Raw genomic sequence first — 13,015 nt, 5'->3', positions numbered from 1 at the left:
GACCAATGCCTGTCTTTCGCGATGGTGCATCGGGCCTTGGGGCTGGCAAGCTGGTCCCCTGTGGGAATCACACGCTCTCAGACATTGGGTGAAAACGGGATGAGCGAAGACGTCTATGCGGCGCGCGGCTATGGCGCGAAGGGGGTGGGCTTCGGTGAGAAGCCCGGCCTGGTGGTCGTGGATTTCCAGACGGGCTTCACCGATCCGGCCTTCCCCATGGGCGGCGCGCCGCTGGTGGACCGCGCGCTGGACAACACCGTGCGCCTAATGCGCGCGGCCAAGGCGGCGGGCGCGCCCATCATCGCCTGTGTCATCGCCTTCGATGGACCCAAGGGAGCGCCGCACTGGAAGGTGCCGCCCGTGCTGGACCTGCTGGCCGGCACCGCGGGCACCGCGCTCGACCCGCGCATCGCCGCCGAGGGGCCGGACGTGGTGCTGACCAAGACGGCGCCATCGATCTTCTTCGGCACGGCCGCCGGCGCCATCCTGACGCGGGAGCGGGTGGATACGGTCATCGTCACCGGCTGCATAACGTCCGGCTGCGTGCGTGCCAGCATCATCGATGCCTTCTCGCTGGGCTTCCGCGTGCAGGTGCCAGAGGATTGCGTGGGCGACCAGGACCAGGCCGCCCATGACCAGAACATCAAGGATGTCGGCCGCCGCTATGCCGACATCACCACCGCCGATGCGATGATCGCGAAGCTGGAGGAATGGCGCACCAGCAACAGTCGCTGATCATTCCGCCGCCATCGGCATCTCCGCGGCCTTGATCGCGCGCCAGATGCGCGCGGGCGTGGCGGGCATGTCGATGTGCGTGATGCCATAGTCCGACAGCGCATCCACCACCGCGTTGATCACGGCCGCCGGGGCGCCGATGGAGCCCACCTCGCCGCACCCCTTCACGCCCATGGGCGTGTCGGTGGAGGGGACGGGATGGTTCTTCATGGCATAGCTCGGCACGTCATCGGCGCGCGGCATGCAGTAGTCCTGGAAGGAACCGCTGAGCATCTGCCCCGTCGCCGGGTCATAGACGCAGTGTTCCAGCAACGCCTGGCCGATGCCCTGGGTCACGCCGCCATGCAACTGCCCCTCGACGATCATCGGGTTGATGACGGTCCCCACATCATCCACGCCGACATAGTTCACCAGCGTGATATGTCCGGTGTCAGGGTCGATCTCCACCTCGGCCACGTGCGCGCCGCCAGGGAAGGAGAAGTTCACCGGGTCGTGGAACGCCTGTTCCTCCAACCCGGGATCCAGCGTCTCCAGCGGATAGTCGTGCGGGACATAGGCGGCCAGCGCCACCTCCTGGAAGGACTTCCCGCGGTCGGTGCCGGCGACGGTGAAGCGGCCTTCGGAGAACTCGATGTCCACCTCGCTCGCCTCCAGCAGGTGGGCAGCGATCTTGCGGCCCTTGGTGATGACGCGGTCCGACGCCTTTGCCAGCGCGGCACCCCCCACCACCAGAGAGCGCGAGCCGTAGGTGCCCATGCCGAACTGCACGCGGTCGGTGTCGCCAAACACGATGTCGATGTCCTCGAACTTCACGCCCAGCTTTTCCGCCACGATCTGCGCGAAGGTGGTCTCGTGCCCCTGGCCATGGCTGTGGGTGCCGATCAGCACCGTGACATGGCCAGTGGGATGCACGCGCACGGTGGCACTCTCATACAGCCCGCCCCGCGCGCCCAACTGCCCGGCGATGCGCGAGGGTGCGAGGCCGCACGCCTCGATATAGGTGGACAGCCCCACGCCCAGGAGCTTGCCGCGCTGCTTCGCGATAGCCCGGCGTTGTGGAAAACCTTCCCAGTTTGCCAGCGCCAACGCACGGTCGAGGCAGCCCAAGGGGTCGCCGCTGTCGTACTTCATCATCACCGGCGTCTGGTAGGGGAAGGCGCTGCGGGCGATCATGTTGCGGCGGCGGATCTCGGCCTTGTCGATGCCCATCTCGATGGCCGCCATGTCCACCAGGCGCTCCACCACGAAGGTAGCCTCGGGGCGGCCCGCGCCGCGATAGGCATCCACCGGCACCGTGTTGGTGAAGGCCACCTTCACCTGGCAATGGATGGCTGGCGTCGTGTACACGCCGGCCAACAGCGGCGCGTAGAGGTTGGTGGGGATATTCGGCCCGAAGGTCGAGATGTAGCCACCGATATTGCCTATGGTCAGCACCTTCATGCCGAGGAACTTCCCCTCGGCGTCGAGCGCCAGCGCGGCCTCGGTCACATGGTCGCGGCCATGGGCGTCGCTGATGAACCCCTCGCTGCGCTCGCAAACCCATTTCAGCGCACGGCCAAGGCGCTTGGCCGCGAAGGTGATCACGGCCTCCTCCGCATAGTGGAACTGCTTCACGCCGAAGCCGCCGCCCACATCGGGGGCCACCACGCGCAGCTTGTGCTGCGGGATGTTGAGCACGAAATTGCCCATCAGCAGCCGCACCACATGCGGGAACTGGCTGGTGGTCCACAGCGTATATTGTCCCGTGGTGGGTTCATATTCCGCAATGGCGGCGCGCGGCTCCATCGGGTTTCCCACCAGGCGGTTGTTCACCAGCTTGAGGCGCGTGACATGGGCGGCGCGGGCGAAGGCGGCATCGGTGGCCGCCGCGTCGCCGATGGACCAGTCGCAGCACAAATTGCCCGGGACATCGTCGAAAATCTGCGGCGCGCCGGGGGCGACGCTGCTTTCCAGGTCCACCGCCGCGGGCAGGGGTGAGTAGTCCACGGTGATGAGTTCCGCGGCGTCGCGCGCCTGGTGCGCCGTCTCGGCCACGACGAAGGCCACCGCGTCGCCCACGTAGCGCACCTTGCCGATGGCGAGTGCGGGGTGCGGCGGCTCCTTCATGGGCAGGCCATCGCTGCCGGTAATGCCCCAGCCGCAGGGCAAGCCGCCCACGCCGGCGGCGGCCAAATCCACCCCCGTGATCACGCCCAGCACGCCGGGTGCGGCCAGCGCCGCCGACACATCCAGCCCGTTCAACACGGCATGCGCGTGCGGTGAGCGCAGGAACACCCCATGCGCCATGCCCGGTCGCTGCATGTCGCCCACGTAGTTCCCGCGGCCGGTGATGAAGCGGTGGTCCTCCTTCCGCCGAACCGATGACCCGATGCCGCTCTGCGCCATGCCTCATGTCCTCCCGTGGGACGCCGAGTGTTGACGAGCGACGGGCGGAATGGCGCGCAAAGAACAAGTCGTTCAGCCGACGAAGAACGCTTCCGCACGCGCCGCAGGCAGTTTTGTGGAAATAGGCACAAAATCTATGCACGACTTCGTCCATATGCCGACAGACCGCGCAGCTGATCCATCGCGGCGCGTTGCGGCCACCTCCGGGCAGCCCCTAGGGTTTGGCGGCTGCCTCGGCAGGCCACCCTCCGGCACGGCCGGACCCGGGACCAAGGAGACGATCCAGATGTCACGAATTCCCCCCTTCGCGCCGCGCCGCGCACTGCTGGGCCTTGGCGTGCTGGCTGGCCTGGCACTTGGTGCTGCCGCACCGGCCGCCGCGCAGCGCGCGCAGCCCTGCATCGGCGCATCCTGGGAGCTGACGGGCCCCCTGGCGCACACGGGCCTTTCCATCCGCATCGCCGTCGAGACCGCGATCGAGGAGATCAACGCGGCTGGCGGCGTGCTCGGCCAGCCGCTGCGGCTCATCGCCTATGATGACCAGGGCGAACCGGCCCGCGCCGTGGACAATGCGCGCCGCATCGGCGAGCGCGACAACTGCATCGTGATGATGGGCGGCTTCCGCACCCCCAACGCCATCGCCCTGCGCGAGCCGCTGGACGAAATGGGCCTGCCCTGGATGGGCGTGATCTCGGCCGGCACGGGCGTCATCGAGCACCCCAACAACGCGAACCGCTGGATGTTCCGCGTCTCCATGAAGGATCGCTGGGTGGCGCCCTTCCTGGTGGATGCCGCCCGCGCGCGCAGCGCCTCGGGCAGGATCGCGCTGGTCTATGAAGGCACCGCCTGGGGCCAGGGCGCCATCCCGGACGTGACGGCGGCCATGCGCGCGGCGAACATCCCGCTGGCCGGCCAGGAGACGTTCAACATCGCCGACACCGACATGTCCGCCCAGCTCATCCGGCTGCGCGATGCCGGCGTGGACACCATCATCTTCTATGGCGTGGACCGCGAGGCGACGAACCTGCTGCGCTCCATGGACCGCCTCGGCTACCGCCCGCAGATCGTCTCGGCCTGGGGCGTCGGCGTCCAGTTCGCGCAGACCGCGGGGCCGCTGGCCAACGGGGTGATCGTCGCCGGCACCTACACCTGGATGGGCGAACTTCCGCCGCGCGCCGCCGGCGTGCTGCAGCGCATTCAGGCGCGCTTCCCGCAGATCCGCACCGCGGCCGACATCCCGCTGCCCTCAGGCACGGCCAACGCCTACGACGCCACGTTCATCATCGCCGAAGCCATCAAGCTGGCCGGGCGACTTGATCGCGAGGCCTTCCGGGAGGCGCTGTTCCGCGTGAACTACCAGGGCATCGTCGCCAACTACGCGCCCGCGTTCGAGCGGCGGCAGGAGCGGCACGACGCCATCCAGGCCAGCGCCTACCAGCTCTTCGCCTTCCATGATGGCCAGCTGCTGCCGATCGCGCAGACGCCCTACGGCCGCGCACGCACGAACTGAGGCAAGACACTCTTCGCGGCGCGGGGCGCCAGCTCCGCGCCGTGTCTGTTTTCACGCACGGAGGCCCGCTTGGAAGCGATCCTGCAATACCTGCTGACCGGGATTTCCGTGGGCAGCGTCTACGCCATGGTGGCGCTGGGCTTCTACGTGATGTGGAGCGCCGCCAAGGCCGTCAACTTCACCTATGGCAACGTCTTCATGCTGGGCGGGGTGCTGACCGTGGTGCTGGTGGAGCTGGGCATGCCGCTGCTGGTCGCGGCCGGCGGGGCCATCGCCATCGCGACGCTGACGGGGGCGGTCATCGAGCGTGTCTTCGTGCGTCCCTTCAATCGCGACGCCAACGCCATCGGCTGGATGCTGACCACCATCGCGGTCGGCATCATGATGGAAAGCTTCGCCACCGCGACCTATGGTCCCCTCGGCCGCCCGCTCGATACGCCCTTCATGCAGGAGCCGCTGCGCATCGGGGGTGCCGGCATCTACGCGCAGGAATTGCTCATTCCGGTGGCGTTGATCGTGCTGACCTTCGGATTGGAGGCCTTCTACCGCCGCACCGTGCTGGGCCGCGCGCTGCGTGCAGTGGCCCTGAACCGCACCGCGGCCGGGTTGGTCGGCATCGACGCGGACCGCATCACGCTGTTCGCCTTCGGCCTCGCCGGCGGCATCGGCGCGCTGGCGGGCTTCCTCATCGCGCCAGTGGTGCAGGCGTCCTCCACCATGGGCGTGGTGGTGGGGCTGAAGGGCTTCATGGTGGCCATCATCGCGGGCATCGCCAACGCCAAGGGCGTGGTGGTGGTGGGCATCCTCTACGGCGTGCTGGAACGGTTCATCGAAGGCTTCCTCTCCAGTGCGGCGCGTGACGCCATCGGCTTCACCATCATGATCCTGGCACTGCTGCTGTTTCCCCAAGGCCTGTTCGGCCGCAAGGAGGTCCGCAAGGTATGAACGCGCACCGCGCCGGATGGCTGGCCCTGCTGCTCCTTGCCGCGATCATCGCGGGCTTCCCCTGGTATGGGGACCTGACGGGCGAACGCTTCCCCACCAGCTACGAATTGCGCCTGGTCATGCGTGCCATGATCTTCGCCATCGTGGTCATCGGTCTGAACCTTCTGGTCGGGCTGGCTGGCCTGGTCTCGCTCGGCCAGGCGGCGCTGTACGGGCTGGGCGCGCATGTGGCGGCGCTGCTGTCGCTGCGCGCGGGCTTCTCCTTCGCCGAAAGCATGGCCTTTGCCATCCTCATCCCCGCCATGATGGGCGCGGTGCTGGCCTTTCCCACGGTGCGGGTGCGCGGAGTGTACCTCGCCGTCATCACCATCGCCTTCGGGCTGATCTTCGTGAACATCCTGCGGGAATGGGTGAGCTTCACGGGCGGTGCCTCGGGCCTCGCCGGCATTCCCCGGCCGACCCTGTTCGGCGAGCCGTTGATGGCCGTCCGCCGCACGAACTTCAACTACTACTACCTGATCCTGCTCTGCCTGCTGCTGGCGGTCTGGGCGCAATACGCCATCACCTACAGCCGCTACGGCCGGGCCATGCGCGCCGCCGCGCAAAGCGAAAATGCAGCGCGCGCCCTGGGCATCAACGTCGTGGCCATTCGCACCATGGCGTTCTCGATCTCGGCCGGGTTCGCAGGGCTGGGCGGTGGGCTGTTCGCCAACCTGGCGCTGTTCGTGAACTACGAGACCTTCACCTTCACCACCAGCATCGAACTGCTGCTGATGGTGATCCTGGGCGGGTCGGGCACCATGGCGGGGCCGCTGGTCGGGACCACCGTTCTGTTCACGGCGACGCAGTTCCTGCAGGGCCTCGGCCAGTGGCAGACCTTCGGCTATGGGCTGCTGCTGGCGGTCGTGCTGTTCGCCATGCCTCAGGGCATCGTGGGGTCCCTTGGCAGGCTGCCGGCGTGGCTTTGGACGAAGCCCAGCCCCCGCGCCACCGGCGGCTGGCCCAACTGGGGCACTGGGCTGGAAGCCGTCGTCGGGCGCTCTGACGCGCGGGGCCAGGCGACGCTTCTCGCGGAGGGCGTCACGCTGCGCTTCGGCGGCCTCACCGCCGTGAACACGGTGAACATGGAGGTCCGCGCCGGCACCGTCCATGCCCTGATCGGACCCAATGGCGCGGGGAAGTCCTCCCTCCTGAACGTCATCTCCGGGTTCTACAGGGCGACCGAAGGGCGCGTGACCCTGTTCGGCGAGCGCCTGCGCGATGCACCGCCCTATGCGCTGGCGCGCCTGGGTGTGGCGCGCAGCTTCCAGAACACGGAACTGTTCTCGCAGATGACGGTGCTGGAAAACGTGCTGGTCGGCGCCCATCCGCACTTCCGCGCGACCTTCGCGGAGACCCTGCTGCGCCTGCCGCGCTTCCACCGTGAGGAACGCGCGGCCCGGGCCGAAGCCTTGCGCCTGCTGGAGTTCGTGGGCATGTCCGAATTCGCCGACGAAGCCGCGGGCAACCTGCCCTTCGGCCATCAGCGCCGGCTGGAGATTGCCCGTGCGCTGGCGCTGCGGCCCAAGCTCCTGTTGCTCGATGAACCCGCGGCCGGCCTGACCCATGGGGAAATCGAGGACCTCATCGCCCTCATCCGCGGCCTCGCGGACCGTGGCATGACGGTGATCCTGGTCGAGCACCATGTGGACATGATCATGGCCGTCTCCGACCGCGTCACGGTACTGGATTATGGCGAGGTGATCGCCGATGGCACCGTGGCCGAGGTGCAGGCGAACCCCAAGGTCATCGAGGCGTATTTCGGGCAAGGCGCCACCCCCTCGCTGGAGGCCGCGAAATGACCGAACGCCCCATCCTGGAGGTCTCGGGCCTCTGCGTTTCCTACGGGCGGATCGAGGCGGTGCGCGGCGTGGACATCCATGTGGGCGCCGGCGAGTTCGTGGGCGTCATCGGCTCCAACGGCGCGGGCAAGACCAGCACGTTGCGCGCGATCTCAGGCGTGGTGAAGCCGGCGGCCGGCGCGGTGAACTTCGACAGCAGCGACGTGACCGGCCAGCCCAGCCACCGCATGGTGGCACGCGGCCTGGCGATGGTGCCGGAGGGCCGCATGGTCTTCTCCGACCAGAGCGTGCGCGACAACCTCGTGCTCGGCGCCTACACCCGCATCAAGACCGACCCGCGCGGCGTGGACGAGGACATCGAGAAGACCATCGCGATGTTCCCCCGCCTGGGTGAACGCATCGACCAATCCGCCGGCACGCTCTCGGGCGGGGAGCAGCAGATGCTGGCCATTGCGCGCGGCTTGCTGTCGCGCCCGCGCCTGCTGGTCATTGATGAGTTGTCGCTGGGCCTCGCGCCCAAGATCCTGGACATGCTCTTCCCGGTGCTGATCGACCTGAACCGCAAGGGCCTGTCCATCCTGCTGGTGGAGCAAATGGCGTCTTACGCGCTTTCCGTCACGCACCGGACCTATGTGATGGAGAACGGGCGGGTGCTGCTGGAGGGCAAGTCCTCGGACCTCGCCCATGATGAGCGGGTGCTGGACGCCTATCTCGGCCGCCGGTCCCACGCGCGGGGATGAGGCGGCCGCTGATCGGGGCCGCAGCCCGCCCTGTCACAGCATCGAGTCGGCAATCTCCATCGCGCCTTGGTCAGGCCTGCACTCAGGCTGGCCTGCAGCCAGGCTGCCATGGCCTGCGCGCCATGCCACCAGAACGTGCTGCCCAGCTTCGTCGCGGATGATTCCCGGCGGCGGGTGGCGGCTGGCATGATGGTGGGCGACGCCTTTCGGCTGCTGGCCCAGATGCTCGTGAAGCGTATCCTTCGGAAGTATGGCTGTCCGTCGGACATTCAGGACGCGGCCTTCCCTACGGTTCTGCAACAGGCCGAGGCGCTGTCGGCGGCACGGGCGCCCTGATCCTCGTCTCGGAGAGGTGGCTACCGATCAACGATTCGGTGCCAGCATCCTTCGCCGCCGCCTCCGCTTCACAAATGCCGCCACGCTTCCGTTTCCGAAAAAAAATTCGCTTTTTCAGGACTTTCCGTGCGGCCCGATAATCGGCCAAGTCACCGGTCTGGAGAATGCGGGCACGGAGAGAGGCTGATTCGGCGCTCATCCCTCCGGCGCCGTAGCCGGGCCGTCCGCAAAAAATCGCGGAAACATCTGCGCTCCCGGCGTGGCCGCCAGGCAGGGAGACAGATGGGTGAGGGTGGAGGTGGCGTCCCGTACGGGATTCGAACCCGTGCTGCCAACGTGAAAGGCTGGTGTCCTAGGCCTCTAGACGAACGGGACTAGCGCTGGGCCGTCGCATAGAGGCCCCCCCGCCGCAGGTCAAGCCGGGGTGGCCCTCGGTTGTGGAATACAGTGCCCAGTGCCAGCATCCGCCCCGCCAAGGCAGGGAGATATTGGGCAAGGATGCAACCGTCCCGGGACGGCGCGCTGCGGCGCGCGGAGGAATGCTTCGACAGCGGTGCCTATCTGGAGGCGCTGCGGCGGCTGGTCGCCGTGCCCACCGAAAGCCAGATGGCCGGCAGCCAGCCCGCCCTGACCCGCTATTGCGAGGAGACCATTCCCGCGCTGATGGATGGCATGGGCTTCGAGGGCCGGGTCATTCCCAACCCCGGCTTCGGCCCGGTCTATGTCGGCACCCGCATCGAGGACCCCGCCCTGCCCACCATCCTGGTCTATGGCCATGGCGACGTGGTGCGCGGCCTGGCCGGCAAGTGGACGGACGGGCTCGACCCCTTCGCCGTCACCGTCAAGGGTGACAAGTGGTATGGCCGCGGCACGGTGGACAACAAGGGCCAGCACCTCATCGCCATCGAGGCGCTGCGCGCGGTGATCGCGGAACGCGGGCGGCTCGGCTTCAACGCCAAGGTACTGGTCGAGACGGGCGAGGAACAGGGCTCGCCCGGGCTGCGCGACATGATCGTGCAGCACCGCGACGCGCTGGCGGCCGACGTGTTCATCGGCCTGGACGGCCCGCGGCAGACCACCTTCATGCCCGAGCTGAAGCTCGGCGCGCGCGGCGGCATCGCCTTCGACCTGGTGGTGCATTTGCGCAACGAGGCGCACCATTCCGGCCATTGGGGCGGCGTGCTGCGCGACCCGGGCTTCGTGCTGGCGCATGCGCTGGCCAGCATCGTGGACCAGGACGGCAAGATCCTGGTGGAGGGCTGGACGCCGAAATCCGTCCCGCCCGGCGTGCGCCAGGCCATCGCGGGCCTGGTCTTCGAGGACATCCCGGGCCTGCCGGAAGCGGACCCCAAATGGGGCGAGCCCGGGCTGACCAAGGCGGAAAAGATCTTCGGCTGGACCAGCGTCATCGTGCTGGCGCAGATCACGGGCCACCCTGACGCGCCCACCAATGCCGTGCAGGGCGAGGCCCGCGCCCGGCTGCAAATCCGCCACACTGCCGATGTGCCCGCGAAGGACTTCCTGCCCGCGCTCCGCGCGCACCTGGACGCGCGCGGCTTCGAGGGCGTGCAGATCATCCCCGTGGCGGAACGCGACGTCTTCGGCGCCGCCCGCACCGACCCCTACAACCCCTGGGTCGGCGTGGTGGCGGAGAGCATGACGCTGACCGCCGGCCGCGCGCCCAACATCGTGCCCAATTCCTCGGGCTCGAACCCGTCGGACATGTTCATCGAGGAACTCGGCATGCCCGTGATCTGGATTCCGAACTCCTATGCCGGCTGCAACCAGCACGGGCCGGACGAGCACGCGCTGGCGCCGCTCCTGCGCGAGGGCATGCGGCTGATGGCGGGCATCTGGTGGGATATTGGCGAAGGAAAGCGCGGCTGATGCAACAGAAACTGCCCCTCCTGCCCACGACGGTCGTGGGCAGCTATCCCCAGCCGGCCTGGCTCGTGGACCATGCGAAGCTGCGCGGGCGCCTGGTGCCCCGCGTGCGCACGCCCGAGGTGTGGCGCGTGGAGGAAGCCTATCTGGAGCAGGCCCAGGACGACGCCACCCTGATCGCGATCCGTGACCAGGAGCGCGCGGGCATCGACATCATCACCGATGGCGAAATCCGGCGCGAGAGCTACAGCAACCACTTCTCCTCCACGCTGGAGGGCATTGACCATGGCAGCCCTGGCGAGGTCATCGGCCGCACCGGCAAGCCCACCATCGTGCCGCGCGTGACGGGGCGTATCGCGCGCACCCGCGCCGTCGAGGTGCGAGACGTGGAATTCGCCCGCGCCAACACCGACCGCGCCATCAAGATCACCCTGCCCGGCCCCTTCACCATGACGGCGCAGGCGAAGAACGAGTTCTATGCCGACGAGGCCGAGCTCGCGATGGATTTCGCCGTGGCGCTGAACGCCGAGATCCGCGAGCTGAAGGCCGCCGGCGCGGACGTGATCCAGCTCGACGAGCCCTGGATGCAGGCCTTCCCCGAGCGCGCGCGCCGCTTCGCCATCCCCGTCATCAACCGCGCGCTGGAAGGGATCGAGGGCACAACGGTCGTGCACATGTGCTTCGGCTATGCGGCGATGGTGAGCGAGAAGCCCTCGGGCTACTCCTTCCTGCCGGAACTGTCGGGCACCACGGCGGCGCAGATCTCCATCGAGGCCGCACAGCCCCGGCTCGACCTCGGCATCCTGCGCGAGCTCGAGGGCAAGGCGGTGATGCTGGGCGTGATCGACCTCGGCACGCGGGAGGTCGAGACGCCCGAGACCGTGGCCGCGCGCATCCGCGCGGGACTGGAGGTTCTGCCGCCCGAACGCCTCATCCCCGCGCCCGATTGCGGCATGAAGTATTTGCCGCGCGATGTGGCCTTCGCCAAACTCCGCGCGCTGTCCGAAGGTGCGGCGATCGTGCGCGCGGAACTCGGCTGAACACCGCGCGCACCCGCCTTCGCGGTTGACCCTGCGGGCGAGGCCCTTATCGTCAAGAACAACAAGGAGGCACAAGCATGAGAAGGTATCTTCTGGGGGCCGTGGCCATGGCCGCCGCGGTGACGTTCGGCGCACCCGCCGTGCTGGCGCAGCCGGCGCAGAACACCATCCGCTGGTTCTCCGACACCGAGCCCGCGAACATGTCGCCCTACTTCAACTCGACGCGCGAGGGCGTGATCTTCGGCTTCCATGTCTGGGACGCGCCGCTCTACCGCAACCTCCGCACCGGCGAGTATGAGAACCACCTGGCGGAATCCGTGCGCATCGTGGACGACACCACGATCGAGCTGCGCATCCGCCAGGGCATCGTCGCGCACAATGGCGACACGGTGGATGCGCGCGACGTGGTGGCCACCGTCGAATTCGCCCTCGACCCGGCGAACCAGGTGACCAATGGCGGCCGCGCGCGCTGGCTCGCGGGCGCGGAGCTGGTGGACAACCACACCGTCCGCCTGCGCACCCCCGCGCCCTTCGGGCCCTGGCAGGAATACCTGACCACGCTGCTGATCATCCCGCGCGCCTCGCTCGCCACCGGGCGCGAGGGCATGGGCCGCAACCCGATCGGCACCGGCCCCTATCGCGTCACGGAGCTCAGCGCCGGCCAGCGCATCGTCTTCGAGCGCTTCGACCGCTATTTCGGCGGCGCGAAGGGCCAGCCCGAGGTGGAGCGGCTCGTCTTCCGCCGCGTGCCCGAGGCCAATACCCGCGTGGCCGAACTGCTGACCGGCGGCGTGGACTGGGTGTGGCGCGTCACACCCGACCAGGCGCGCAACCTGCAGCGCCGCCGCGGCGTGACCGTGGCCTCCGGTGGCACGGTGCGCTTCCACTACCTGCAGATGGACGCGGCCGGCCGCAGCGGCGAGCAGGACAACCCGATGCGCGACATCCGGGTGCGCCAGGCCATCAATCACGCGATTGATCGCGCGGGCATCGTGCGCAACCTGGTGGGCGAAGGCTCCGACCCGCTGAATACCCCCTGCCACCCGGACCAGTTCGGCTGCGTGCAGGAGGGCATCACCCGCTACGACTACGACCCCGCCCGCGCCCGCGCGCTGCTGGCCGAGGCCGGGTTCCCCAACGGCTTTACCGTGAACATCATGGGCTATCGCGAACGCCCCTGGGCCGAAGCCATCATCGGCAACCTGCGCGCCGTGGGCATCACCGCGAACCTGCAATGGCAGCAATACGACGCCTACCAGCGCGCGACGCGCGAGGGGCAGGTGCGGCTGGCCTATGGGTCCTGGGGCTCCACCTCACTGTTCGACGTGGCCAACTCCACCTCCTACTTCTTCCGCGGCTCCACCGACGACATGACGCGCGACCCGGAGGTGATGGCGTTGCTGGAACGCGGCGACAACAACACCGACCCCGCAGCCCGGCGTGAGGCCTATACGGCGGCCATGCGCCGCATCACCGAGCAGGCCTACTGGGCGCCGCTGTGGACCTTCCCGCTGACCTACGCCTTCCATTCCCAGCTGGAGTTCGCGCCCACGGCCGATGAGGTGCCGCGCTTCTACTCGGCGCGCTGGCGGCGCTGAT

At 68.4% G+C, this 13,015-nt stretch carries 10 protein-coding genes and 1 tRNA gene; 9 read left to right on the top strand and 2 right to left on the bottom strand.

Annotation, left to right across the window (positions count from 1 at the left end; translation table 11 throughout):
* The first annotated feature begins 99 nt into the window (after nucleotides 1–99).
* A complete protein-coding gene (locus tag GGQ83_RS15845; RefSeq protein ID WP_184385759.1) occupies nucleotides 100–735 on the top strand; it encodes an isochorismatase family protein in 636 nt (211 codons plus the stop codon).
* Here the strand turns inward: GGQ83_RS15845 and GGQ83_RS15840 are convergent, their stop codons facing one another.
* Nucleotides 736–3,120 carry a xanthine dehydrogenase family protein molybdopterin-binding subunit gene (locus GGQ83_RS15840; RefSeq protein ID WP_184385757.1) on the bottom strand — a complete coding sequence of 795 codons (2,385 nt, stop codon included), beginning with the start codon at nucleotides 3,118–3,120 and terminating at the stop codon, nucleotides 736–738. It abuts the gene before it with no gap.
* A 286-nt stretch (nucleotides 3,121–3,406) separates the two neighbouring features.
* Between GGQ83_RS15840 and GGQ83_RS15835 the strand changes: the two genes are divergently transcribed.
* From GGQ83_RS15835 to GGQ83_RS15815, 5 genes are all read left to right on the top strand, one after another.
* On the top strand, nucleotides 3,407–4,630 hold the full coding sequence (locus tag GGQ83_RS15835) for an ABC transporter substrate-binding protein (RefSeq protein WP_184385756.1): 1,224 nt from the start codon (nucleotides 3,407–3,409) through the stop codon (nucleotides 4,628–4,630).
* 69 nt (nucleotides 4,631–4,699) lie between these two features.
* Nucleotides 4,700–5,575, top strand: a complete 876-nt coding sequence (locus tag GGQ83_RS15830; protein ID WP_184385754.1) for a branched-chain amino acid ABC transporter permease — start codon at nucleotides 4,700–4,702, stop codon at nucleotides 5,573–5,575.
* A complete protein-coding gene (locus tag GGQ83_RS15825; RefSeq protein WP_184385752.1) occupies nucleotides 5,572–7,416 on the top strand; it encodes a branched-chain amino acid ABC transporter ATP-binding protein/permease in 1,845 nt (614 codons plus the stop codon). The genes GGQ83_RS15830 and GGQ83_RS15825 overlap by 4 nt, the downstream gene beginning before the upstream one ends.
* Nucleotides 7,413–8,156, top strand: a complete 744-nt coding sequence (locus GGQ83_RS15820) for an ABC transporter ATP-binding protein (RefSeq protein WP_184385749.1) — start codon at nucleotides 7,413–7,415, stop codon at nucleotides 8,154–8,156. Before GGQ83_RS15825 ends, GGQ83_RS15820 begins: the two co-directional genes overlap by 4 nt.
* A 135-nt stretch (nucleotides 8,157–8,291) precedes the next feature.
* On the top strand, nucleotides 8,292–8,492 hold the full coding sequence (locus GGQ83_RS15815; protein WP_184385747.1) for a type I restriction enzyme endonuclease domain-containing protein: 201 nt from the start codon (nucleotides 8,292–8,294) through the stop codon (nucleotides 8,490–8,492).
* Between the two features lie 299 nt (nucleotides 8,493–8,791).
* Here the strand turns inward: GGQ83_RS15815 and GGQ83_RS15810 are convergent.
* Nucleotides 8,792–8,867, bottom strand: a tRNA-Glu gene (locus GGQ83_RS15810).
* Between the two features lie 123 nt (nucleotides 8,868–8,990).
* On the opposite strand from GGQ83_RS15810, the gene GGQ83_RS15805 reads away from it, so the two are divergent.
* The 3 genes from GGQ83_RS15805 (at nucleotide 8,991) to GGQ83_RS15795 (ending at nucleotide 13,014) form a co-directional block, all read left to right on the top strand.
* Nucleotides 8,991–10,379 carry a M20/M25/M40 family metallo-hydrolase gene (locus GGQ83_RS15805; RefSeq protein ID WP_184385746.1) on the top strand — a complete coding sequence of 463 codons (1,389 nt, stop codon included), beginning with the start codon at nucleotides 8,991–8,993 and terminating at the stop codon, nucleotides 10,377–10,379.
* The gene (locus tag GGQ83_RS15800) at nucleotides 10,379–11,416 is read left to right on the top strand and encodes a uroporphyrinogen decarboxylase family protein (protein WP_184385744.1); all 1,038 of its coding nucleotides are present in this window, start codon (nucleotides 10,379–10,381) and stop codon (nucleotides 11,414–11,416) included. Before GGQ83_RS15805 ends, GGQ83_RS15800 begins: the two co-directional genes overlap by 1 nt.
* Nucleotides 11,417–11,493: 77 nt before the next feature.
* Complete coding sequence (locus tag GGQ83_RS15795; RefSeq protein WP_184385742.1) at nucleotides 11,494–13,014, top strand: ABC transporter substrate-binding protein; 1,521 nt, start codon at nucleotides 11,494–11,496, stop codon at nucleotides 13,012–13,014.
* The last annotated feature ends 1 nt before the right edge of the window (nucleotide 13,015 follow it).

Source organism: Roseococcus suduntuyensis (assembly GCF_014196305.1).
In the GTDB taxonomy this organism is placed as follows: domain Bacteria; phylum Pseudomonadota; class Alphaproteobacteria; order Acetobacterales; family Acetobacteraceae; genus Roseococcus; species Roseococcus suduntuyensis.
Note: the sequence above shows the minus strand (reverse complement) of the source record. Positions and strands in the feature narration are given on the sequence as shown.